Source organism: Shewanella hafniensis (assembly GCF_019655335.1).
Lineage (GTDB): Bacteria > Pseudomonadota > Gammaproteobacteria > Enterobacterales > Shewanellaceae > Shewanella > Shewanella hafniensis.
Genome location: NZ_BPFD01000011.1, coordinates 1 through 22,224 on the forward strand (window position 1 = coordinate 1; position 22,224 = coordinate 22,224).

Annotated in this window: 24 protein-coding genes and 1 riboswitch; of the genes, 2 read left to right on the forward strand and 22 right to left on the reverse strand. The window is 45.7% G+C overall.

From position 1 onward, the window contains the following. Window positions 1-1,134: AIPR family protein (locus K5Q99_RS05300; RefSeq protein ID WP_220776265.1), on the reverse strand; the 1,134-nt coding region annotated here is incomplete at its 3' end. Between the two features lie 342 nt (window positions 1,135-1,476). Between K5Q99_RS05300 and K5Q99_RS05305 the strand changes: the two genes are divergently transcribed. Further along, on the forward strand, window positions 1,477-1,779 hold the full coding sequence (locus tag K5Q99_RS05305) for a hypothetical protein (protein WP_246604393.1): 303 nt from the start codon (window positions 1,477-1,479) through the stop codon (window positions 1,777-1,779). A gap of 187 nt (window positions 1,780-1,966) precedes the next feature. Here K5Q99_RS05305 and K5Q99_RS05310 read toward each other — a convergent pair whose 3' ends face one another. From K5Q99_RS05310 to K5Q99_RS05325, 4 genes are all read right to left on the reverse strand, one after another. Beyond that, a complete protein-coding gene (locus K5Q99_RS05310) occupies window positions 1,967-4,801 on the reverse strand; it encodes an ExeM/NucH family extracellular endonuclease (protein ID WP_220776266.1) in 2,835 nt (944 codons plus the stop codon). Between the two features lie 323 nt (window positions 4,802-5,124). Next, window positions 5,125-5,640 carry a GDYXXLXY domain-containing protein gene (locus K5Q99_RS05315; protein WP_107404731.1) on the reverse strand — a complete coding sequence of 172 codons (516 nt, stop codon included), beginning with the start codon at window positions 5,638-5,640 and terminating at the stop codon, window positions 5,125-5,127. Beyond that, a complete protein-coding gene (locus K5Q99_RS05320; protein ID WP_220776267.1) occupies window positions 5,640-6,839 on the reverse strand; it encodes a DUF4401 domain-containing protein in 1,200 nt (399 codons plus the stop codon). Before K5Q99_RS05320 ends, K5Q99_RS05315 begins: the two co-directional genes overlap by 1 nt. Beyond that, window positions 6,829-8,001 carry a DUF2157 domain-containing protein gene (locus tag K5Q99_RS05325; RefSeq protein ID WP_220776268.1) on the reverse strand — a complete coding sequence of 391 codons (1,173 nt, stop codon included), beginning with the start codon at window positions 7,999-8,001 and terminating at the stop codon, window positions 6,829-6,831. Before K5Q99_RS05325 ends, K5Q99_RS05320 begins: the two co-directional genes overlap by 11 nt. A gap of 138 nt (window positions 8,002-8,139) precedes the next feature. Between K5Q99_RS05325 and K5Q99_RS05330 the strand changes: the two genes are divergently transcribed. Beyond that, window positions 8,140-8,985, forward strand: coding sequence for a substrate-binding periplasmic protein (locus tag K5Q99_RS05330; protein WP_220776269.1), 846 nt, complete (start codon window positions 8,140-8,142; stop codon window positions 8,983-8,985). An 85-nt stretch (window positions 8,986-9,070) separates the two neighbouring features. On the opposite strand, the gene K5Q99_RS05335 is transcribed toward K5Q99_RS05330, so the two are convergent. From K5Q99_RS05335 to hinT, 17 genes are all read right to left on the reverse strand, one after another. After that, window positions 9,071-9,466, reverse strand: coding sequence for a hypothetical protein (locus K5Q99_RS05335; RefSeq protein ID WP_106650289.1), 396 nt, complete (start codon window positions 9,464-9,466; stop codon window positions 9,071-9,073). 226 nt (window positions 9,467-9,692) lie between these two features. Then, on the reverse strand, window positions 9,693-10,097 hold the full coding sequence (locus K5Q99_RS05340; RefSeq protein WP_220776270.1) for a hypothetical protein: 405 nt from the start codon (window positions 10,095-10,097) through the stop codon (window positions 9,693-9,695). Window positions 10,098-10,128: 31 nt separating this feature from the next. Continuing rightward, window positions 10,129-10,593, reverse strand: a complete 465-nt coding sequence (locus K5Q99_RS05345; RefSeq protein WP_106650287.1) for a GNAT family N-acetyltransferase — start codon at window positions 10,591-10,593, stop codon at window positions 10,129-10,131. A gap of 19 nt (window positions 10,594-10,612) precedes the next feature. Then, window positions 10,613-11,218 carry a GNAT family N-acetyltransferase gene (locus tag K5Q99_RS05350; RefSeq protein ID WP_106650286.1) on the reverse strand — a complete coding sequence of 202 codons (606 nt, stop codon included), beginning with the start codon at window positions 11,216-11,218 and terminating at the stop codon, window positions 10,613-10,615. A 352-nt stretch (window positions 11,219-11,570) separates the two neighbouring features. Continuing rightward, complete coding sequence (locus tag K5Q99_RS05355) at window positions 11,571-12,194, reverse strand: 2OG-Fe(II) oxygenase (protein ID WP_220776271.1); 624 nt, start codon at window positions 12,192-12,194, stop codon at window positions 11,571-11,573. 194 nt (window positions 12,195-12,388) lie between these two features. Beyond that, window positions 12,389-12,886, reverse strand: coding sequence for a GNAT family N-acetyltransferase (locus K5Q99_RS05360; protein WP_106650284.1), 498 nt, complete (start codon window positions 12,884-12,886; stop codon window positions 12,389-12,391). A 55-nt stretch (window positions 12,887-12,941) separates the two neighbouring features. Then, on the reverse strand, window positions 12,942-13,490 hold the full coding sequence (locus K5Q99_RS05365; RefSeq protein WP_011846586.1) for an NAD(P)H nitroreductase: 549 nt from the start codon (window positions 13,488-13,490) through the stop codon (window positions 12,942-12,944). 136 nt (window positions 13,491-13,626) lie between these two features. After that, window positions 13,627-14,220, reverse strand: coding sequence for an HvfX family Cu-binding RiPP maturation protein (locus K5Q99_RS05370; RefSeq protein ID WP_220776272.1), 594 nt, complete (start codon window positions 14,218-14,220; stop codon window positions 13,627-13,629). A gap of 71 nt (window positions 14,221-14,291) precedes the next feature. Further along, window positions 14,292-15,164, reverse strand: coding sequence for a DUF6279 family lipoprotein (locus K5Q99_RS05375; protein ID WP_220776273.1), 873 nt, complete (start codon window positions 15,162-15,164; stop codon window positions 14,292-14,294). A 145-nt stretch (window positions 15,165-15,309) separates the two neighbouring features. Continuing rightward, complete coding sequence (locus K5Q99_RS05380; protein ID WP_220776274.1) at window positions 15,310-16,488, reverse strand: phosphotransferase; 1,179 nt, start codon at window positions 16,486-16,488, stop codon at window positions 15,310-15,312. Next, window positions 16,488-17,141, reverse strand: a complete 654-nt coding sequence (gene pnuC / locus K5Q99_RS05385; protein WP_220592724.1) for a nicotinamide riboside transporter PnuC — start codon at window positions 17,139-17,141, stop codon at window positions 16,488-16,490. Before pnuC ends, K5Q99_RS05380 begins: the two co-directional genes overlap by 1 nt. Before the next feature lie 46 nt (window positions 17,142-17,187). Next, a complete protein-coding gene (locus tag K5Q99_RS05390; RefSeq protein WP_028760297.1) occupies window positions 17,188-17,448 on the reverse strand; it encodes a hypothetical protein in 261 nt (86 codons plus the stop codon). A 106-nt stretch (window positions 17,449-17,554) separates the two neighbouring features. After that, window positions 17,555-19,750 carry a TonB-dependent receptor gene (locus K5Q99_RS05395; RefSeq protein WP_220592723.1) on the reverse strand — a complete coding sequence of 732 codons (2,196 nt, stop codon included), beginning with the start codon at window positions 19,748-19,750 and terminating at the stop codon, window positions 17,555-17,557. A gap of 54 nt (window positions 19,751-19,804) precedes the next feature. Continuing rightward, window positions 19,805-19,930, reverse strand: a riboswitch (TPP riboswitch). Between the two features lie 91 nt (window positions 19,931-20,021). Next, entirely contained in the window at window positions 20,022-20,417 is a 396-nt protein-coding gene (locus K5Q99_RS05400; RefSeq protein WP_220776275.1) for a YcfL family putative periplasmic lipoprotein, read from the reverse strand. 141 nt (window positions 20,418-20,558) lie between these two features. Continuing rightward, window positions 20,559-21,056 (reverse strand): PaaI family thioesterase, encoded by a 498-nt coding sequence (locus K5Q99_RS05405; RefSeq protein WP_012196922.1) that lies wholly within the window; start codon window positions 21,054-21,056, stop codon window positions 20,559-20,561. Next, the gene (locus tag K5Q99_RS05410; protein ID WP_220776276.1) at window positions 21,043-21,570 is read right to left on the reverse strand and encodes a PaaI family thioesterase; all 528 of its coding nucleotides are present in this window, start codon (window positions 21,568-21,570) and stop codon (window positions 21,043-21,045) included. Before K5Q99_RS05410 ends, K5Q99_RS05405 begins: the two co-directional genes overlap by 14 nt. Beyond that, window positions 21,567-21,923 (reverse strand): purine nucleoside phosphoramidase, encoded by a 357-nt coding sequence (hinT, locus tag K5Q99_RS05415; RefSeq protein WP_106650276.1) that lies wholly within the window; start codon window positions 21,921-21,923, stop codon window positions 21,567-21,569. The genes K5Q99_RS05410 and hinT overlap by 4 nt, the downstream gene beginning before the upstream one ends. Window positions 21,924-22,224 lie beyond the last annotated feature (301 nt).

Genomic DNA, 22,224 nt, shown 5'->3' on the forward strand with positions numbered 1-22,224 from the left:
GATGTCATCAGAGCTTCTTAGTGAGGCAGGTGGAATAGCTGTTTGACTGTTTGTGGCTCGTATGATTCGATCTCTAGCTTCTTCATTTTCTTCACATATTACTCTTACAAGTACTGCTCTTTCATCACCCTCGTGATTATCCAACGGCGAGAAGTATTGGTATATTTCATGTGATGTCTGAAGCCCATTAACAATTTGAGGATCTTCAATTGTAAGTTGCTTTCCTGCCATTACTGCTTTAGGTGTGATGATTGTTACGCCATTATTCAAATACCAAAAATTTTCTGAGTCCCTATTTTCAAGTGTCTTCCGTATGCCGGTATTGACTACAACACTCCCCTGATAGTCTCTAACATTTGATTCGAATATGCTGCGTGCCAACGACCCTGAATCAGATATAAACTCGTAGTATTTAGACAGACTCACTAAACATAGATAACTACCAGCGGTTGTGCCAATTGGTGATTCCGCAACCTCAAGTACTCTCGAAGTAGACGGCACATTTCTTGTCATCTCAAGGAGTTCAGATGCTCCAATAAATTCAAACGAAAAATCTGCCCCACTAAACATTTTGACAACATCTTCCTGCAGCTTTTGCACTTTCCCTGACACATTATGGTGAACTTCATCACCCTGAGTAGCATAAAAATATCGTATTTCAATTTTTGGAAATGTCTTTGCTAACTTTGCATATGAATCTCTAAAAAGCTTAACCTTATCGATCAAATCAGCGTTGTAGCGAGCGGCATAATCGTCTGGATTATTTGCTAAGTTGAATAAATCCTGTGCTGACTCCCTGAATTTGATTACAGCATCTTCTTTAAAGGAGGCCGAAGTCTTCGATTGAATTATAATCAGTTCAATGTGGTTCTTTCTCTGGTTGGTATTTACTGGCGTATCTTCTTTTAATGGCTCGCCATTTATAAATGTATAGATTGAATCAATTCCACCATCCCCACCATCACCCACTATTCCGTATGAAATGTCATCGTAGCTAAGGTCATAATTCTTTAATATTTCTGATGCGGAATATATTTCGAAATACTCTGAAACGGTCAGTTCATCACCAGATTCAGCACATCGTTCCTTAATTATCTGCTCAAGAATTATCTGATCATTTGTCTTTTGAGCCATTTTTATTCCTTAGTAATTTGATACTTATTTGCCTTCAAAGAGCTAACATTTTATTAGTGCGCATACGTACACAGTTAACTAGTTGTATTGAAAAGAACTTATCAGCTTTCGTCTAAATAAACCATCCGGGGAAACGCGTTTGCCGTTTTTCAAACCTACCACCCAAACCAAAATACCCGTAAGCCATTAATTTTAAATAACTTTTACTTTGACGATTGAAGTGACGCACAAAAGTTTAAAACCAATTAAGTTTGAATATGGCTGTATACCCATCCCGCTTCACTCACTCATGATGAAGAGTTAAAACTCTCGGTTAATAGATAAGAATTGGTAGGACAACTCGTGCGGAAATTTTCGATTAAGCTGACGAGTGAAAACACGGAATGGGGCAATAGCTTTTTAGCTAAACGAACAGCAGAAGTGTTAGTTAAGATTGGCACTGTTGCAACTGTGACCGTTTGCGGCATGGATGCCGTCGTCGAGCCCTCAGGGACGAGTTTATGGCGAGTCACAGGGGAAACAATGACAATTCATGCTGCACAACTGACGACAAAATTATCTTGCTTTAGGGCAAATATCTTTTTAGTTAAACGAACAGCTGAAGGGTTAATGAGGATTGGCATTGTTGCACCAGTGACCTTCTAAAACATGGATATTTTATTAGAGCCCTCTGGGATGCTTCTTGTTAAATAAAGAGACGGAGTGTCACTGGGGAAACAATGACAATTCATGCTGCAAACTGACGATAAAGTTATCTTGCTTTGGTGCAAAAAGAAAAGCCCGCGGCTGCGGGCTTGGCGTCACTTAAAATCAACGGAATAGAAGGACTGACTTAACGATACGTCAGCGTCGTAGTATCCGTTAACTTGTCGTTATCTTTAACGGTCAGTTCAACTGTGTGTTGTCCACGGCGGGCAAGACGTAATACCACTTGACCGTTAGCGCGGGTGCCATTGTCGAACGTCCATTTATGTTGCTTGATTACGCCATCGGTATCGTAGCTAGTCGAGATAAACATATCGACGAACAATAAATTGATACGCTGAATTTGCGCAACGGGTGGTTGTTTAACATTGCCAGCAACCACTGTCACCATTTGCGACGTGCTATGGGTTAAGCCGTCATTATCAGTCACAGTTAGCGTGACCAGATACTCACCGCTTTGGCTGTAACTGTGAGTCACTACCTCACCCACTGCGACTGTATTATCACCAAAGCTCCACTCGGCAGACACGATTTGTCCATCGCTGTCGGTTGAAGTGGATGTCAGTTGCACCGCAGCGCCATTCACCACTTGAGTGAAACTGGCCACTGGCGCGACTTTTTCCGCTTCGAGCAAGAGTGAAATCACCACAGGATCGTGATCCGATGAGCGATACGCATCAGTTGCGAATAAGTCTTGGATTTGAGTAGGCGTCTTAAACTCTTCGTTATAATCCAATACGCGCGGTTCGTCGGTATTGATATGCCACTCAGTCACATCCACCACTTTATCCAGCAGGGCAGCATTCGCTAAAGCATGATCCAACTGACCCGATTCTGCCGAGAACACATAGGAATAAGGGTTCGGCTTTTCAAGTTTGGCAAACAGCTCACTAAAGCCCGCGTTACCTAACGCCGTTAATGGCTCTTCCTTCGCATAGGCGTTCAAATCACCAATCAGCAACACGCCTTGATCTGGATATTGCTCGCTAATCCATTGACCTGCAGCAGTCGCCGCACGGGTACGAGTGATATTACAGTTGCCTTGACCATCATTGAGATCAGGATCGCCCGCACATTCACTGCCCTTAGATTTAAGGTGATTAACCGCAACGACCACGCCTTCTTCACTGCCGTTCACGCTAAAGGCTTGGGTCAGCATTGGACGGTTTTTACTATCATCAAACAAGGGCTTTTGATCGCTATCTAATGGCGAATTGGCACTGGATAGAATACGTGCAACGCCCTGCGGCGTGACTTTATCGCTACGATAAATCAAGCCAACTGTGATGGCATCGGTGCCAATCGCATTCATGCCTGTTGGCGCGATATAAGCGTAACGCGTTTCACCTACAGCAGCATTCAAACCTGCGACTAAATCGGCAATGGCCGAATTGGCGCCAAAGCCATCGTTTTCAATCTCCATCAAACCAAATACGTCGGCACTGATGCCCACCATGGCGCTGACAATCTTCGCCTTTTGACGCTCAAATTCGCTTAAGGTATTAGCACCACGGGCAGTTGGGAAACCTGCACCTTGACCATCACCATTGAAGTAGTTAAGTACGTTAAAGCTAGCGACTTTTAGATTACCGCCCTCAACCAATGTAGGCGCAATTGGACGTGGGTTTTCCGCCACAAAATTCACCGTCTCGATTGGCATAATGCGATACAAATTAAAGCCATAGTGCATTACACCCGTAAGCGATGTGGCTTTATCGCCTACACGCACAGTGTTTGATGCGCTAAGACCAGGAGCGGGGAATTGCACAGGATCAGGATTCTGCGCCGTTAAACCGTCATCCAATAAAATACTGTCGCGTTGGTTAGCCGCGCTCACCGCCAGCGCATCCGCGCCCGGTGCCGCCACTTGCGTACCAATAAAGTGGCGCTGACTGCCTAATGAAATCTCGCCGTAACGACCGAGGTTGTAGACTTCGTTCACCACTAAATCTTGGCTGAAACGAACACGCATGCCCTCAAATGGCTCAAAATCATCACTGCTGTTAACCGGTAAGGTCACCACAGCCGCCGTTGGCAATGCTTGTGCAGTGGCACACAACTTATGATCTGATACAGTCGTTAGTTCAGTTAAGCCTTGGTATTCAGTGACTTTGGCTTTTAAACGAATACGATCGCCCGCCACATACGCGGTAGGCGCAGTGCCGGTATACACAAACACCCCTTCCGAGGTTTGGGGATCGCTATCGGCCTCGTTATCAGCCATTTGCACGAAAATGCCCTTAAGCCCGGCTTCTTGATTACTGACGACAACCGCTTCAACCACTAAGGTTTGACCATTAAGAGGACTGGCTGCGCCCGCGCCTTGCAGCGCATGAATTGCTGTGGCTTCTTCGCCGCACACTAAAGAACTCGGTGGCGGGTCGACGGGATCGGTTGGCGTACCGGCGTTGAATTTACCGAGATCAGAAATATCATCCTTCGCAAAACCTAACCAAGTGCTAAAGCTGACAGCATCGTCACTGATGGGATCGGCAATCAGCTGATCAGGATTACGGCGCAGAGTATTATCTTGAGTGGATAAATCACCACTGCCCCACTCTGCACCGGGATCGACACCAACTTGGCCTAAACTATCAATCACTTGATTTTGATAAGCCAGTTCAATCGCATCGTCACCGTTAAAGAAGCTGGCGTTACTCTGTTGATTGGTAACCGCAAGAATATCGGCAGACGCGTCGTTATCGGCAACCACATACGTCGCCCCCGCCGCTAATGAGCCAGTGAGCGCTATGGTCGTACCGACGTTGGTGCTGCCATTGAAATAAAAACGCAATTGGTATTGGCTTAAATCAATAGCGCCCGCGGTTGGGTTATACAGTTCGATGGCTTTATTATTGCTGCTGCCTTCGACATATTCTGAAATGATCACATTATCCGCGCCATGGGCAAGCCCACAAACGCTGCTGATGGCTAACGCCAGCACAGTTTTAGTGTTAAACATTGAGACCCCTAAATGTATTGTTTTAATATTTTGTATTGAATTGCGATTTAATGGATGTGCTTAGATGCTTCAAGATGATGTCACCTCGAAGACTGACGATACTATAGGCGACCAAGGTTACAAATTGGTTGCGCTAAAGTTGCAGCTTAAGGTTGATATTATTGGTAGGATTTGACAATCAGAGCTTAGCGATCAGAACTAGGAAGAAAGCAGTACGGGAAATGCTGGCCGCTCATTACAAATGCGGCAGGAATAATCAATGTGATGGGATAAATGGCTCTTAAAAATAAGCAGAGCCAATGGATGAAAGTCCTGACGCTGGGCTATAAGGGCTCAAGTTTTTCATCAAGTAAACTGACCAGCAGTAACTCACCTTGGGCGTTCACCCTAAACTCGCCGTATTTAGCCGCACTAAAATGATCGGCTTGCCCTTCTTCAAAGAAAAAGCTGTTCGATGCGAGCTTAATTTGATTACCACGGACACGAAATTGCACCCGCAGCTGATCTTTACCCAGCGCTTGGTCAGTATAAAAATCCACAAAACGTGCCACTTTTTGCCCATCCAGTGCCAGCAACAACTGGCCCTGCATTTGTTGCGGCGCTAAGGCGCTGCGCACATCGCGGGCAATGGCATATTCCAGCGCCATGTAATCCCCCTGCATTAACGAGCGCGGATCGACTGGCGCTAATGCAAAGCGCACGACTTGGCCGTGATTCAGCAGTTGTTCGAATTTGAAAATGCGCCAATTCACGCCAGCAAGAATCGCAACGGTCGTAAAAAGTACTATGCCCAGCGCCCATTTATGTGAAGCCGCCAGTTTTCCCATCACATTTCCCATCAAATAGTCTCCTTGGCATTTTCATTGGCAGGAAATAACCGCCACATCAGCATCCTTGCCACCAGCAGTAGCGCACCCAAACCCATCAAATAAGCAGATTTAAGCAGTAGTGTTGTTTCTAAGGAATAATAATATCCGCTGACAAACAACAGCGCCGACACCATTCCCATGCCTTTTAGCCAAGGCTCATTGCAATAGTGGCCAAGCAGAATCAATAGGATAGCCGTCGATAATCCCTGCATGGGTAAAGATAAACCGCTAATAACCATTAAACCGAGAAAACAGCCTATCGCCGCTATTGAGCTAAGTGATTGTTGGCGTTCGCGAAATACAGTGATCAACAATAATCCGCAAATGACAAAAATAATCGACAGATGGCTAAGCGTGAGCCACAGACTTTGCTGCCAAGGACTGAATAAGGCTTCAAAAATACTGTCCATGCTAAAGGCATGCATCAGTTGCAATGTCAGTAATGCCAGTGCAAAGCCGTAAATAAGCATGCGCGCGCGGCGGTAATGACGCCCGCACCGATTGATATTGAACAACACTAGACTAATGATTAAGGCAAACAGACTTGGGCTGACATTGAGCCATTCGAATTTATCCATGAGGCCAATCACGCACCAACTTAAGCCAAACGCGAACACAAACTGGGCTAACCCATGGGCAATTAAGCCCCACAGCAGCAAGAGCATGCCCGCCATACACAGATACCAATTAAAGCTAAAATCATTGTCGATTAAATCATAGAATCCCCAAGCCACACCGATCAAACCACTCAAACAGGCGGCAAAAGCAAATTGCTCAATGAAAATCTGTTGCCGCGGTAAAAAGTACAGCCCAATGCCCACCGCCAAATAAGTTAAGCCGATAAATAAGGCGACGCCCTCACCACTCTGATCGAACATAGCGCCAAATGCTGCCATCATAAAACCCAATAGAAACAGAGCCGCTATCCAAGCGGCGAAGGCTTGCATAGCGGCAATATACCAAGGAATATCTTGGTTTTCTGGCATTTGGGGCGCGCTGACTTTCCCCTCGGTATACAAGGATTGCCACAGTGTTATCAGACTGAATTCACCCGATGCATCAGTTGAAGCGGCATCCTCTTTTGATGGAGATTTTAAAGGAGTCGCTACTGAACTCGTTAAAGAATTGGTCACCATGTCGCCATCCGGTAAGCCATTATTATTGCTCATGAATGTCTCCCACTTTCCCTTGGGTCGCTCTCGCAGCGGGCTTAGGTGCTAATTCAGACATAGATTCAGGCATAGATTCTGACTGTGGTTTAAGCTTGCGACTAAGTGCCTTTAACCAAAGGCTTAATCCTGTGCTCGCCAAAATGATGTAAAGCCCAATAAACAAAAATCCGCCTATGGGATCATTGTCCTCAAACATCAGCCGGATCAGTAACGCAGCGCCCACGGCAATCAGGCTAAAACCGCCCAAGGCCAAGGGATATATGCGCGGTAAGCGATAGCGAAAAATAACGAATCCAAATATCAGGTGGGCAATATAACCACAAATGATCCAAGTACTCGCGCCATCAGACTTAAAAAGATCGTCGAAAATCAACCAAGTGATTAACCAAGTAAAACAACCCATAGCAAACAATGAGCAGGCATATTCGAGGATTGGCGCGTGCCAACGCCCCGCGACGTTACGGCCTAACAATACAAAAGCGTAATAAAAAGATAAATTCAAACAGATAAAGATCAGCAGTTGGCTTTGCTCATCCAAGAAAGCTCCCCATAAATGCGAAAAGGAATCCAAAAATATCCCTATGCTTAGGTTAATAAGCCCCACCAACAGCAGCCATAAACCATCGAATCCTGCCACCCACGCAAAGGGGAAAATCACTAACGCCCATAGGGCGAATAGCTGCCAAGGATCGGCACCCGTTTGGTAGGTTTGTCCAACCAGCGCTAATAAACCGCCCACCAATACGCTCGCGGCCAGTAACACGCCATTGGCTGTCGTCGCACCAAATCTGCTGTTGTTGCTGTCGTTGCATTGATTACTGCGGTTACTATGACTGTGACGAAGGGAATGGGCAGCCGCAGAAAGGGAATTAGCACGATAATAGAGCCAAGCAAATGCGGCGATGGCGAGCACTATCGCCACTTCAATCAGTCCGAATTTGGCAACACGCCCGAGGGATTGCCAATTGTAGGCAAAGAAAAAAATTACCCCAGAGGCAAAGCTTAACGCGCCAAACCAGAGCAATAGGTTAGCGATTAAACTGCGCCAGCTCGACGCATCTGGCAACACTGTAACCTGCCGATAAAGCGTATTCGCTTGCTCTTGCGTGATATGTCCCTGTTCAACCCAGCCACACACTTGAGATTTTATCTGGCTCAATGTGAGTTCTCCCTCGTCCTGTTTACGCTAGCTTACTATGACCCATTAAAAACTCGCACCATATCAACAGGGTTAAGTAAATTAAATTGTGTATACTTGTAAGAAAATCATTAACCTTTGGAATGATTAGGGGTAAACATGGTATTTAGACACTTGTATCGTCTGCTGTTTATTTTTATCTTAGGCTTTAGCATCTTTTCGGCCGCAATCGCCCAAGATAACAATCAGTCACCCACAGCACCTAATACAATAGTCCCCAATACAACAGCACCCAACACGATACCGACTATTCGTGTCGGTGGTTATCCATTTGCCCCCTATGTGGATCTACAACAGGATGGCCGTTATACAGGCCTCACCCTCGATATCATTAATGCATTGAATCAAATACAACAAGAAGTGTTTTTTGAATTTACCGTCACCAGTATTGAGCACAGATATAAAGCCTATATGTTAGGCCGCTTCGACATGATGATATTTGAGAATCCCGCCTGGGGATGGCAAAAAATTGCGGATCAGTTTATTCCGCTAAATATGATAGATGGAGAAGTGTTTATTGCGCTTAAGGCCAAAGCCCATAATCAAAATTATTTCAAAAACTTAACCAATAAATCAATCGCATTCGTTAAGGGCTATCACTATCAGTTTGCCCACTTTGAAACCGATACTGAAACGCTGAAAAAGCAATTTCGCCCTTTATTTGTCAGCAACAATAGAGCCTCTATCGAAAGCATTCTGCGCGAACGGGCTGATATCGCTCCTGTCACTCATTCCTATTTACAGTATTATTTAAAGGCTAATCCACAAGAGAGCCATTTACTTTTAATATCAGATAAATGGGACCAAAAGTACGATAATGGCATCTTGCTTAACCACAGTTCATCACTCGATGCTAAGAAGCTAACACACTGGATTCAGCAGCTCATCAACAATGGCAAACTCACCGAACTCGCTGCCCAATACGCAATCCAGTCGAGCCAATAATGTTTTATTCACACTATTAGCGCAATTAGTTTCGCCAAGCCGTTAACGCGTCAAGCGCGATGATTATCTGAGCATGATTAGCGATTTATGCGACAGACAACAGAGGCCCAAGCATTGCCAAAGTGCCAATTAGCAAAAAAATTAAAGCCTGCACTATAATCATCTGGCCACTATTTGGCGGGCTCAAAGTGGCAATATAAAACTGCCAAATTGCGAAGATCCCGTAATTCATCCCAAGAAATAACAATAAGCTATAGGCATACATACCTGGGATCACTCTAAGCGCACAGGCCAAAAGTACCGCAGTTGAGGCCACAAAAAACACTGACTGACAATGAAATAAACAGCGCAGCATTTGCTTGCTCTGCTGGGAAACATTGGCCTTTAACAGCGGCGCCAATAGAACACGCTTACCATAGATCAAATGGTATCCACAGACTCCAGCACTCAAGACAGTTGCTGCCATTAATGTTAAAACCATACTGCTCCTCGTTATTGCTCATATTGGCTGGTGTTTGAAGATAAAGCGTAAACAGAACTAAAATTGCAACCCTAGCGATAAGACCCTGAAAACCCCAGTTGAGTTTCAGCAGAGTGCAAAAAGGAGCCCTTAGGCTCCCTTACATCACATATTTCAATTCACAATGCTCAAAGTCAAATGCTCAAAATCACATGCTTAAAAACCTGTACTGACTCAAACCTGCCGACTACATAGTCGCCATAGTCCAATAATCTAAACGCTTTTGTGGATCGGCTAATAGGTTTTTACATTCTTCTTTATATTTGCCCATTAACGCACCTAAGTTACTTGAGCCCCCTAAGCTTTCGATTTGACGCGCTTTCGCGTCGGCAACTGCTTGAGTCACTTCAGCTTCAGAGCTGTATTTCTTGGCTAAATTCTCAGATTCAATTTTAGAGCTTTTTAAACGCTCACCCACAGCCTGCATTTGCGGTGCATTCATCGCCCCAATAGCTTCTGAGCTAATTTGGTAATAAGCGGCACACTCAATGGCTTCTTTACTAAACGCTTTTTCTGCTTCATCAGCCCAAACTACGGTACTGGCACTCAATACTAAACCACCTAATACCAATGTTTTTACCTGAGTTAACATGTTACTTTCCTTCTAATCGTCATAAATAAACCTACTCAAGCCCTGGGTGGATCTCAAGCTCGTAGATATAAAAATCTTGGTTTCGCACAAAGCCTAAGCCTTCATATAAGCCCTGCGCACGCTGGTTTTTTTGCTGAGTTTCTAACATCAAATAACTCATATTATGCGCTTTGGCATAACTGGCGGCTTGCTGCACTAGCGCTCGCCCAATTCCGACACATCGAGCATGTTGAGTCACAAACACATCATTGAGGATCAACATAGGGGCCAGACGTAACGATGAAAAGCTGGGATACATTTGCACAAAGCCTAATCCAAGCCCTTGATTATCTTTGGCAATAAATATCACCGATGACTCATCTAGCAATCTTGCTTGAATAAACTGCTCCGCCGCCGCGACATCATCCCTGCGCCCATAAAACTGTCGGTACTCATTGAATAACACTGCAATCTCATGGGCTTGAGTCACATCTGCTCGAGTTATAATGCTTGCCATGGGCCTTTCCTTGGTATCGTTAGAGTGTTGGCGGGTGTTGTCGCAATCGAAATTGCAGACTGTTTTTCACCGCTGGCCACTCAGCATCAATAATGGAATACACCACAGTATCGCGAATTGTGCCGTCTTTAAGAATTTTGTGATTACGCAACACACCATCTTGCTTAGCACCTAGTCTGGCGATGGCTTGTCTGGAGGCTTGGTTATGCCAGTGAGTTCGAAACTCAACGGCAATGGCATCTAAGGTTTCGAAGGCAAAGGTCAATAGTAATAACTTAGCTTCGGTATTGATCCCCGTACGCTGAGCACGTTTTGCATACCAAGTGTAGCCAATCTCAAGGCGACGATTTTCAGGCTCCCAATTGCAAATTCGCGTACAGCCGACAATTTCACCGCTTACTCTATCCCGCACTGCAAAGGGAAAACTCTGACCCCGCGCTTTTTCTTCGAGGGCTTTTGTCACATAGGACTTCACCTCGGCAGGTTCTGGCACGCTAGTAAACCACAAACGCCAAAGCTGACCATCTGTCACAGCTAAACTCAATGCCGCCACATGGGACAAAGATAAAGGCTCAAGCACAATATGCTCACCCGTTAAACAACCTAAGTTATCTTCACAGCCCACAGCCTCGCCTCCGTTAGATAATAGAAAAGTGTGTTGTTGCGCACATTTTTATCTAGCCTAACATTAAACGAGAATAAAAAAACACCCTATTTTCAGCATGATTGGACAAATTTGTCCTATTGTCGGCGGCTTAGATTACCTAAAGCTTAAGAGTGTAAAAAAATTTGAAGAAATGAGTGAATGGCAGTTAAATCCGCTTTGAGTCAATACTGCTATCACAGCATACGTCGCGAAATGAGATAAGCAATCGGGGCCAATAACAGCAAACACCTAAATCTGCGTTCAGTATTTAAGTGTTTGCTATCCGTTGAAGCTAGCCACCATAGTTAAAGGCTAAAGTTAAAATCTAAAGTTAAAAGCCATGCACACTGTTACTGACCCTAAACCAACCCGCAATACTATTGCGCTGGGCTAAGGTTTTAGTCACTTCATGGGGAAAGCGCTCACTGAGAAAAATCACAAAATGACCCATTTTAGGTGCGATGCGTTCGATCTCAATATCAGCTTCATCATAGATAATCAACTCGCCACAATCTGCCGCTTTCCAGTCAGGATTTAAGAAAAACACTGTGGTTAAGATGCGATTTTGACTGCCTTTTAGCGCATCGACATGCTTTTTATAAAATGCCCCTGGCTGATATACCGCATAGTGACTTTCATAGTCGAACAATCCCATAAACAAACGACGATTTAAGCCATTTTTGAGTTGCGTCATCAGTTTAAGATATTGGGCATCAGGCTCGTTGTGCTCTTCTAGCCATTGTATTCTGTCGCGGCGAATGTCGGGGTTTAATTGCTGCTCTGCGCCACGACCAATGGACGCAGCTTTTAGCTCATGTGCTTGCGTTGATTGAATTTTATCCAATAGCACTTGGCTTATATTGTTTGGAACTAAGTCAGGTAAAAAGATATAGCCTTTGTCTACCAAGGCATCAGCGATCACGTCCAGCATTGCTTCACTTAATTGCGAAACCATTATGCTACATCCAATAAAAGGGCTACGCTTTTGCTGTACTCAAGGGCTCAAGGAGGGATTAAATGAGCCTGATTTTCGAGGGGCGTCGATACGAGATATGATTGCCATATCTCAACAGTAAATTTTGCAGAATTCTAGAGTAAAGAACGCCGAATTACAATAAAATAAAAACCAATACAAACAACAACTTAAATTCAACTAAACAGTTCAACTGGCTCATCATCTGGGCTAAGCTGCACACACTGCTCAAACTGTAATCCCAGTTTGTTCAGCAATGCCTTTGACGCGCCATTATGGGCGCTCACAATCGCCACAATACGCTCGATACCTAAACTTTTGCCTAAATCAAAAGCGGCTTTCGCGGCTTCGAATGCGTAACCCTTACCCCAATATTGCGGCAAAAATGCATAGCCTATGTCGACATTATCAAGCGTCGGCCGTTTGATTAAACCGCAAATTCCTATGGTGAATCCGTTCTCCGCAAGCACCACGGCGTAAAAGCCAAAACCACATTCGGCATAACTTTTCATTGGTCCATTGAGGATATAATCCTTGGCCTGCACAAGCGTGCGTACTCCTCTGTCCCCTATATTCTCAATAAAGCCTTGGCTATTGAGCAACACTAACATAAATGAAGCATCGGCTGGGGTTAACTGCCGCAGGATTAATCTAGGAGTACGCGCAACTTGCATAGGATTTCTCCACTAGAAATAGACAATGTTTATAAAAATATAGTCATAAGCTTTTTCATAAATAACGGACGTATTGGCTGCCGTCCTTTTGCGGTTTTTGGGGTGCCACAACCGCTGGCGTACCGACATACAAAAAGCCGACAATTTGATCGTGTGGTTCAAGGCCTAAGGCGGCATTCACATTAGCATCGAAGGCAAAATCGCCCGTGCGCCATACCGCGCCTATGCCTAAAGCAAAAGCCGCTTGTTGCATCGCCATCGTTGCGCAGCCCGCTGCAATTTGTTGTTCAAGTACAGGCACTTTAGGGTGTTGCTGCGTTTTTGCAACGACAGTGATCACCATAGGCGCACGCATTGGCATACCCTTAGCTTTATTAACGAAATCCTCGTCGGCGCCGCTGGCTTTAGCCGCCTCAACAAAGATATCGGCTAAGGTGTTTAACCCTTGATCTGTGGCAATAATAAATTCCCATGGGGCTAATGCACCATGATCTGGCACACGAATGGCAGCATCTAAGATGATTTTTAATTGACTCGCATCGGGAGCGGGAGCGATTAATCGCGGGGTCGATTGACGGGTGAGCAAAAGTTCAATAGCGTCCAAGTTCTTATCCTAGTTCGATATAAATTGCGTTCAAGCATAGCAAATTGCAGGCAAAGAGGCATAAAAAAATCCCACCGCATGGATGGGATTTAACGCTTTGATTGCGCTTGAAAATCGAGAGCTCTTTATAAAAGGCTTACTTAACCCCGCAACGCTTAGCGATGAAATAATCTAGGCTAGTGTAACGGCCGCCGCCTAAGGCAAAGAGTGCCAACAACATAATGAAATAAGTGGCCGCAAACTCAATACCATTATTAAGCACAGCTAAGTTACCTGAGCTGGTCAGCCAGTCGTAATTACCATGCTCCTGCAATATTTCTTTGGCTTTCGCCAGTTTATCCCCAGCCTCAAGCACTCTGTCGTTGGCAAGCCAAGAACTGCCATCGGCAATCGCTAACCAGCCATTTGGCCAATGCACTGCCAATGCGGCGACCAACATAGTGACCATCAAAGGGATAGAAATCAGCCGAGTCGCAAGCCCAAGCAGTAATAAGATAGCGCCAAAGAACTCGGTTCCCGCCGCCAATCCTGCCATTACCGCCGGCATTGGCAGGCCTAAACCCCAATCGGGATTAGCAAACCAAGCCACCGTATCGTCAAAGTGGGCGAGCTTGTTATAACCCGCTTGCATCAACACGGGCGCAAGGTAAATCCTGAGGGCTAATGGTGCTAAACCATCGAAATAGCGACTCATATTGAGCAATTTTTGGTAACGGGATGCAAGTGGCATAGTGTCTCTCTTTGACCTGATGAATTGGCTTGCAGGAATAGACCCTAGCAAGCCCATTAATCTTTCATGGTCTAGGCTTTTTTTGCACTTACCTCTTTTTCAATGGCTTCTTGATTTAGCTCGGTGAGATCTTGAATGAGTCCGCCCAACTTTTTATAAAAGTGCTTCGACTGCTTATCCGATAGGCTCGCGTTCATTGCTAGCAGTAAGGTTCCAAATGCCTCAGTATTTTTACGCAAAAACACTTTATGTTGTTCAGACTTAAGCTCATCGGGCTGCGTCATTAGCAAGGTCAAACGCTCGGTTAATAGCGCTTTATCGGCGCGCTGACCAAGGGCGACCTCAAACTGACGTAACCATTCGTGGCGATACTCGAGCCACATATCTAAGGTGGATAAGCGCTGTTGATTATACTGATGAATAAGCTCTTTTTGTTCAGCACTCACGCTGCCAAGCCAGTCATCAAATTGTTCTTGAAGGTTTTCATCGGCCTCTTTTTGTAACTGCGTTGGGGTTTTGCCGGCAAACTCTTTGACAAGCTCCTGCTCATCTTCCCGTAATTTGGCGAGGATTTGCTTCACCTGTGCATCGGACAAGGACATTATGATGGGCAGTAATTCTGGCAAGGCAAACTCAAACAAACGAAACCAATGCCGCTTAGCAATCTCCACATGCTCGGCCCATAACACTGGCGTTAAGGTATTGGTTTTGATGAGGCTTTCGACTTCGGTTAGTTGCACCACATAGTGGGACAATTCTTTGGATTGGTGCCACAGGACAAATTTTTCAATGAGGGCATCGAATGCCTTTTGCTGTGATTTATCTAAAGTAACGTAATCCTCTTGCTCCCAACCGATGGCCCAATCGAGGAAATGGTAACTGAATTTAGTGGAACAGGCGCTTAAGCCTAAGAGACACACAAGTAGCATCACGCCTTTTTTCATTCTGAATCATCCATCCTAGAACTGTTGCTAATATGACGCTTGAGCCTATATAAAGTTGCCTCTTATATCAAACAAGTTTGTCTAATAAAGGTTTTCAACATGTTAATACTTTGCCTACTTTATGATTCAAATCGAGCAGCCATCCTTATGATGCTTGGGTGATGAGCGGCCAAAAACAATCAAACCATGCGAGATAGTCGGCGCTACGACTGGGCTCCGTTTGCGCCGCCATCAATAATGCCCAGTAACAGGCAAATACCCAGTACATGTCAATGGCGGCGGGCACGGCCGCTGCGGCGTTTATTGAAACATAAGGGTGTTCACTCAGATACTGCGTCACTAACTCGTTTTGCTGGGCAGGCGTTAACGCATGGGTCGCTAACACTACGGCTAACTCACACAGGGGATGCGACGCCGTCGCATACTCAAAATCGATACAATACAAACGATTATTTTTGAGTAGCAAGTTGTGGGGATTAAGATCGCGATGACAAAACTGCGGTTTAATTAAACAAGCCGCTAAGTTATCGCACCAATCTTTGATGGCGATTTGGATGTTAAGCAATTTAGCCACACGCTCATTCCAATTGTGCATTGTGGTAAGAGATGCCTGATAAGCAAGCATCTGCTGGTGATATTCCTGCCATTGTTCAGTGATACTAATGGCATAAGGACCTGTGGGCAGTTCCCGCAATTGCAGCAATAATTCCAGCAGTAAGCGCGCAGTTGAGTTGGGATGCTTATCTTGCTGTATTGGCATCAACCTAGGCTCAGGACTTAAACAAGCTTGTGGTGAAGAGCCGTGATGTAAAATGCCCAAAGACGACTGCCCCAGCACAAAATCAGCGGCACTGGTTTGGCGCTCTAATGCTGGCCAATGGATGAAGCGTTTACGTTGAAAGCATTGGCTATCAATCATAGTGTGTTCAATTGCCGCACACTCTGCTGCGCTCGCTACTGCACTTTCGATAAAGTCACTCTCAATAAGGTCACTCTCAATAAGGTCACTTTCAATAAAATCGCTGAGGTAATAGCGCTCATCTTCACTCACCCACAGCAGTGCAGGGGCAAGTTTAGCTTGGGCGAGTTGTTGCCAGTAAAAACGCTCCTGCTCGCGGGTGCAAAAACTGTCCGCCGCATCGGCATTGACCCGCAGCACATAACACCCTGTTGGCGTAGTGATCTTATAATTATGATTACTCAAGCCGCCCGAAAGCTCGCAAATACTCTGCACTTGCTCAAGCCCAGCTTGTTTGAGTATGGGCAAGAGTGTATTGAATGATTCGCCCGTTGAGTATGGCTTAGCAGCATTGACATCGAGCATTAACTGAGTAACTTCAAGGCATTGGCCTCACGGGCATCGGCTAACGCAGTGCGCCACAGGAAATACCCTACAACTGCAAGCCCTACATAGAGTACGAATAATAACGAGGTCAACATCAAGCCTTTACTGAGATAAAGGTAAATAGACACTATGTCGATAACGACCCAATAGAGCCAATTCTCAAGTACTTTCTTCGCCACTAAATAGGTCGTCATCACTGCAAAACAGGTCGTGGCCGCATCTAAATAGGGGAACGCGGCTTGGGTATACATCGCCATGCCGTGCCCGACAAAAAGCGAAATAACGCCTGTCACCGCGATCAACTTCAAGTGGGTTTTCAACGACCAAGTAGTCACTTTGACCCCTTGATGTTTATCGCCGCCTTGGGTCCAGAGCCAATATCCATAGAGCGCCATCGCCATATAATAGATATTCAGCACTGACTCCATCAGTAACGACACCTTCCAAAACAACACAGTGTAAATGGCGGTACTGGCAAAGGCCGCCGCCCAGCACCAGACGCTCGCCTTCATTGCCAGCAGTAGATATGCCATGGCCAGCAATACCGCTAAGGCTTCCCATGCGGTCATCACATGGACTTCACCAAAGGCCGCATTCATACTCTCGACCAAGGTTAACCATAAATCTGTCATTGTGTTGTTCTCACTGCCTATTTGTCGCGTATGTGACGCTAAAACATTATTCGCTGTGGGCTAAATTCAGCTCACCACCGATAAACTTACACACAAATACTGCCTTGCCCCACTTCTCATGGGCGGCTTGCATCTCTGTCGCCAGCATAGTCATCACATCTAAATAATCGCCGCACACTTGGGTTGCCATCGCATTGGTCACGCGCTCGATATTAGGATAGCTATCCACGCGACCAATGAACCACTTTATCGGATCGAGGTAGTTCTCATTGAAGGGATACATGCTAATTTCTGCGGTCAGTTTCATCTTAATTCCTTAAATTTGAGAGAAGCTATAGCCCTTACACCGGACTACAGCTTAGTCATAAGTTAACTCAAATGGCTCATAGTGACCTGAGCCATTATATGAGCTTTTACATAAACTTAACGTTAAAGGTGACGCCAATCTGACGCGGATCACCGTAACGAATATATTGCTTTTCTGCCCAGCCATTATCTGGCTCGTTACCGAAGTAGAAACCGCGTACACCGTATTCTTCATTGAACAAATTACGGCCCCATAAATAAGCCGACCATGCACTCGCCTCATAACCCACGCGGGCATTGACGATAGTGTAGGGTTCAGAACGGGATTCATTGCTGTCTGAATAGTAAAACTCGCTCTTACCGCTTAAGTTTAGGTTAGCAAACCAACCCGAATTGGCACGATAAGTCCCACCAAGGCTGTAGGTAAAGTGTGGTGAATGGGCCAGATCGCGGCCAGTTAAATCCACCTCAGTGCCATATTTGTCCTGATACTGATAATCGCCGTAGGCGGTTTCTAACCAACCTAAGCTTGAGTAAATTTGTAGATTATCCGTGGCATACCAGGTCGCATCTAACTCAGCACCATAGTTATTCGAACTGCCTGCGTTTTCGGTGAATAAAATAAAACGCTGTGGTTTATCAGGGTCTTGCTGGGATGCCGCCACCTGTTGATCTTGTCTGTCCATATAGAACAGTGCCAGATTAGTATCGATAAGCCCTGCTAGCCAATGGGATTTAAGGCCGATTTCATAGTTATAAAGCGTCTCAGTACTGAACTCTTTTTTATCGTTCAGTTCGACAGGCAAAGTCATGTTAAAACCGCCCGCCTTGTAACCGCGCGCGACACGGACATATGCGTTGTGTGAGTCATTCAGCACTTTACTCACTGCAATATGACCACCCCACATGGTTTCGCTCGGGTCGAAATTATCGTTATTCGTATCTGAGTAATGGCTATTGCGGCGCTCTAAACGTAAACCCACAGATAAAGCATAATCTGAGCCCAGATCCGTATCGAGCTGACCAAACAAGGCATAGTTCGTCGCTTCATACTCAGAGTCTAAGACTTCATCCGGCCAAGTATTGTATTCAGAATACAATTGGTTATCTTCTTTCAGATTCATGGCGTACACACCAAGCAACCAATCTGTGCTGTCCGCAAAAATTCGGCCCTGCTCGGTAGAACTTAAGCGAAACTCTTGCGACACAGTTTTACGTTGGCCAGTTTTATCCCAAAAATAATCATATTGGCACGGCGCCAGATTGCCATCGTCATCACTGCATTGCTTAGAAGCCCAATACTCTGGGTTCGACCAATCGCCATCGTAACTGTAATGGTGATCGGTATTCGCAAAAGAGGTTAACGAGGTCAACTCAAAGGTTTCGGCGCCAGAATAGGTCGCTTTAAAGCCTGCGCCTGTGGTGCGCTGGCTATCGACACCCGGTTGATCCGATGTCGTCTGGGTCGGTGAATTGGTTAAACTCCACACATCGTAGCCATTATCAAAATCGGCGTGCAGCACAGTTAAATCAAACTGCAAATCGTCAGTCGCATACCAGCGCAGCTTAGCGCGGCCGCTGAACTCATCGCGGCCATTGGTATCGTCACGGCCTAAATAGAGGTTGTCGTGGTAGCCATTTTGTTGATGTTGCTGCAGTGACACGCGATAAAGCAGCTTGCCAGAATCCGTTAATGGGCCAGAACTGAAACCGCTAAACGTGCGTAAATCATCATCGCCTAACGAGACTTCGCCGCCATGTTCAAACACATCAGTGGGATCGTTACTTTTCAGATAAATCAGTCCCGCTAAAGCATTGGCGCCATAACGTGTGCCCTGTGGTCCACGCAGCACTTCGACTTGCTGTAGATCGTACATGCTCGACACCATACCAATACCGGATAAATCGATATCATCAATGATGTAACCCACAGAAGAATTAGGCGCACCTTGGTATTGCTCTTGCTCACCTACACCGCGAATTTGAAAATATTTTGGCCGCGAACTTCCACCTGACCAGTTAAAGTTAGCAATAGAATTAAGCACATCCTCGAAATGCTGCGCGCTTTCATCTTGAATTTTTTGACTGTCGATAACGGTAATACTTGAAGGCATTTTTTCTAAGCTTGAACTGCGAAAATCCGCCGTCACTACCATGACTTCCATCTCAGTGCTGGGATCGGGTTTATCGATAGCGTCGGTTTGTGCAAATGCAGCAGAGCTCAGCGCGGCAGCAATGGCTAATGCCAGCGGCGCTCGGGTTAAAAACGGGGAATGACGGTTTGACGTTTTACGGTTTGACATAGGACCTCAAATATAATGTTTGAGATCCGGCAACGAATAAGCGATTCAGAAGTGTGCTGTTAATTGGCCCATTCCTACGCCGGTATTAGCCGGATCAGGTTCTAAGGGTTCGTCAGCTGACATCTCAGTTTGCAGTAATCAACGTAAATTCATTCGCTGCAAACACCCCTTGGCGGCGCCTAGTATACATGAGTAATAGCATGGGATGACACATTTACGTCATAAAAAGAAAAATGCCAGCATAGCTGGCATTTTCTGGGCGAACTCAGGCTTAGTTCGAAAAGGTTTCGCGCACGTACACATCAAATTTAACCACTTGGGCATTAGGTGCCACGGCGGAAACTTGCAATTGTTGCTTGCCGTGTAATTTGACCGATTTCCAGCTGGTTGCCTCATCTTCTATGGTGTAACCGCTGGCGTCGTACCAAGTGAATTTATACTGCACACGCATGTCAGTTGATGATTTGCTAACAATCAGCGCAGAGCCCTGCACTAAATCACCGACTCGGCGAGCATCCACACTCTGTAACGCAATATCTCGGGCAAAGCTGGTATTATCGACGCGGGTTTCACCCAGTGAACTCACTGAAATCCCGGCGGTATGTGAGGCACAAGCACCTAAGGTCAGCGCCGCGGCCAATAATAGTCCGGTATAAATTTGTTTCATATATTTCTCCCAGTCACGCGACTAAATGCGCGGCTAGCGCGCATTATTCCCTATTAAACGACAAGCTAAGTGAACTGTGCTGAACTTATGCTTAACAAGACAGACTTAATCATCACTCAACTATCTGCTCACTAAAACGAGTTAATCAATCAGAAAGTGCGCCCGTGCCGTAGCAATAAGCTGCTTACGATTGGTTTGCCAACAATCAATATTCACATTGGCGACTCGTCGACCCTGACGGGTAATACGACACTCAGCAAAACTATCCTTGTGCAGACCTGCACGTAAATAGTCGATTGAAAAATCAACGACTTTAGGCACCTTTGCCGTTTGCATAAATACCATTAACTGCACTATCGCTGACATTTCCATAAAGCCCGCAATCACGCCACCATGAATGGCGGGCAACACAGGATTACCGATATTGTCGTCTTTAGCGGGCAATTTAAAAATCAGTTCATCACCAAAACGCTCCACCTTCATCCCAATAAATTTGGCATAGGGAACGTGCTCAAGTAAATGGCCAAAATCATTAAGTTCAGTGGCGCGCTTAACAATGCCTTGCACATCGATAGGCGCTTTGACTTGGGCGTGTTGAGTGGGACTGGCAGTGCCAAGTTCCGAATTATTTGCGCTCATCAGTATCTCCTATCTCAGACACAGCTTCACCCATCAACGCTTGTCTAAAGGCATCACCGACCATTTCTGGGCTGATCCGCATAAAGGAACCAACAGCATGGGCAATGGGATCATCGATGCTGTCTTGATAAGCAATCGCGCGGGTAAAGGCAATATTGGAGGACAACTTGTAGCATTCCGCAAATCCGAACACAGGTTTATGGGGCTGAGCGGGCTTCATATAATCCACCCGCAAATCGAGCGTGGGTGAGATTTCTAACAATTTGAATTTATGGAAAATTGCACTGACCACTGCACTACCACAGGCGGTATCCATTAAAGTAGTAATGACTCCGCCATGGATAACGCCCGTATCGGGATAACCAATTAATTCAGTGCTGTAGGGCAACTCAATCAACACATGGTGCTCACTCGCCTCCAATACGGTTAAACCGAGACGGCGACACTGAGCGAGTTGATCCACAAACCGCTGCGCCATTTGGGTCAGCGGGAAAAAATCCGAATTTACCTTCATTTGCCTTGGCTCAACATGGGCCCCAGAGGCTCCCCGCCCACAAGGTGGAAATGAATGTGATAGACTTCTTGTCCACCGTGTTGATTGCAGTTCATGATCAGTCGGTAGCCATCTTTAGCAATCCCTGCTTCCGCCGCTAATTTAGCTGCAACCGTCATCATACGGCCAAGCACAGGCTCATCAGAGGCTTTCATGTCGTTTGCCGTTGGGATTAAATGATTTGGGACAATCAAGAAGTGCGTAGGCGCCTTAGGGGAAATGTCTCTAAAGGCAGTCACTAGTTCATCTTGATAAAGAATATCCGCGGGAATTTCGCGACGAATAATTTTGCTGAAAATCGTTTCTTCGGCCATGGGGCGTCCTCCTTGGGTTAGTTGGCATAGTATATACCCAAACAACTTGAAGATGCATGATTCAGCGGGAGTTTAACGCACTTTAGGCAAGGCGGTTATTTGCAGACCTAGTGGGCTAAGTTAAAAATAACCAACAAAGCATAAAGTGCGTTAAAACCCGCCGGGACGGAGCGTCTAGGGCACTCCACTCCCGTGTTGCATCAATTCAAAAGGTGGCCGACATTCTGTCATTGATGCGCCTTGAATTGAAGCACCCTAGGCGCTCTGAACTCGTATCTTCAGGTTGCTTGGGTATATTGAC

What these genes read in the sequence shown, in the direction of transcription:
- K5Q99_RS05370 (WP_220776272.1), bottom strand. Translation starts at nt 14,220, where the DNA reads ATGCCACTTGCATCCCGTTACCAAAAATTGCTCAATATGAGTCGCTAT.
- K5Q99_RS05410 (WP_220776276.1), bottom strand. Translation starts at nt 21,570, where the DNA reads ATGAAGGTAAATTCGGATTTTTTCCCGCTGACCCAAATGGCGCAGCGG.
- hinT (WP_106650276.1), bottom strand. Translation starts at nt 21,923, where the DNA reads ATGGCCGAAGAAACGATTTTCAGCAAAATTATTCGTCGCGAAATTCCC.
- K5Q99_RS05375 (WP_220776273.1), bottom strand. Translation starts at nt 15,164, where the DNA reads ATGAAAAAAGGCGTGATGCTACTTGTGTGTCTCTTAGGCTTAAGCGCC.
- pnuC (WP_220592724.1), bottom strand. Translation starts at nt 17,141, where the DNA reads ATGACAGATTTATGGTTAACCTTGGTCGAGAGTATGAATGCGGCCTTT.
- K5Q99_RS05315 (WP_107404731.1), bottom strand. Translation starts at nt 5,640, where the DNA reads ATGGGAAATGTGATGGGAAAACTGGCGGCTTCACATAAATGGGCGCTG.
- K5Q99_RS05380 (WP_220776274.1), bottom strand. Translation starts at nt 16,488, where the DNA reads ATGCTCGATGTCAATGCTGCTAAGCCATACTCAACGGGCGAATCATTC.
- K5Q99_RS05405 (WP_012196922.1), bottom strand. Translation starts at nt 21,056, where the DNA reads ATGAGCGCAAATAATTCGGAACTTGGCACTGCCAGTCCCACTCAACAC.
- K5Q99_RS05330 (WP_220776269.1), top strand. Translation starts at nt 8,140, where the DNA reads ATGGTATTTAGACACTTGTATCGTCTGCTGTTTATTTTTATCTTAGGC.
- K5Q99_RS05320 (WP_220776267.1), bottom strand. Translation starts at nt 6,839, where the DNA reads ATGAGCAATAATAATGGCTTACCGGATGGCGACATGGTGACCAATTCT.
- K5Q99_RS05340 (WP_220776270.1), bottom strand. Translation starts at nt 10,097, where the DNA reads ATGTTAACTCAGGTAAAAACATTGGTATTAGGTGGTTTAGTATTGAGT.
- K5Q99_RS05390 (WP_028760297.1), bottom strand. Translation starts at nt 17,448, where the DNA reads ATGAAACTGACCGCAGAAATTAGCATGTATCCCTTCAATGAGAACTAC.
- K5Q99_RS05345 (WP_106650287.1), bottom strand. Translation starts at nt 10,593, where the DNA reads ATGGCAAGCATTATAACTCGAGCAGATGTGACTCAAGCCCATGAGATT.
- K5Q99_RS05335 (WP_106650289.1), bottom strand. Translation starts at nt 9,466, where the DNA reads ATGGTTTTAACATTAATGGCAGCAACTGTCTTGAGTGCTGGAGTCTGT.
- K5Q99_RS05360 (WP_106650284.1), bottom strand. Translation starts at nt 12,886, where the DNA reads ATGCAAGTTGCGCGTACTCCTAGATTAATCCTGCGGCAGTTAACCCCA.
- K5Q99_RS05310 (WP_220776266.1), bottom strand. Translation starts at nt 4,801, where the DNA reads ATGTTTAACACTAAAACTGTGCTGGCGTTAGCCATCAGCAGCGTTTGT.
- K5Q99_RS05400 (WP_220776275.1), bottom strand. Translation starts at nt 20,417, where the DNA reads ATGAAACAAATTTATACCGGACTATTATTGGCCGCGGCGCTGACCTTA.
- K5Q99_RS05395 (WP_220592723.1), bottom strand. Translation starts at nt 19,750, where the DNA reads ATGTCAAACCGTAAAACGTCAAACCGTCATTCCCCGTTTTTAACCCGA.
- K5Q99_RS05355 (WP_220776271.1), bottom strand. Translation starts at nt 12,194, where the DNA reads ATGGTTTCGCAATTAAGTGAAGCAATGCTGGACGTGATCGCTGATGCC.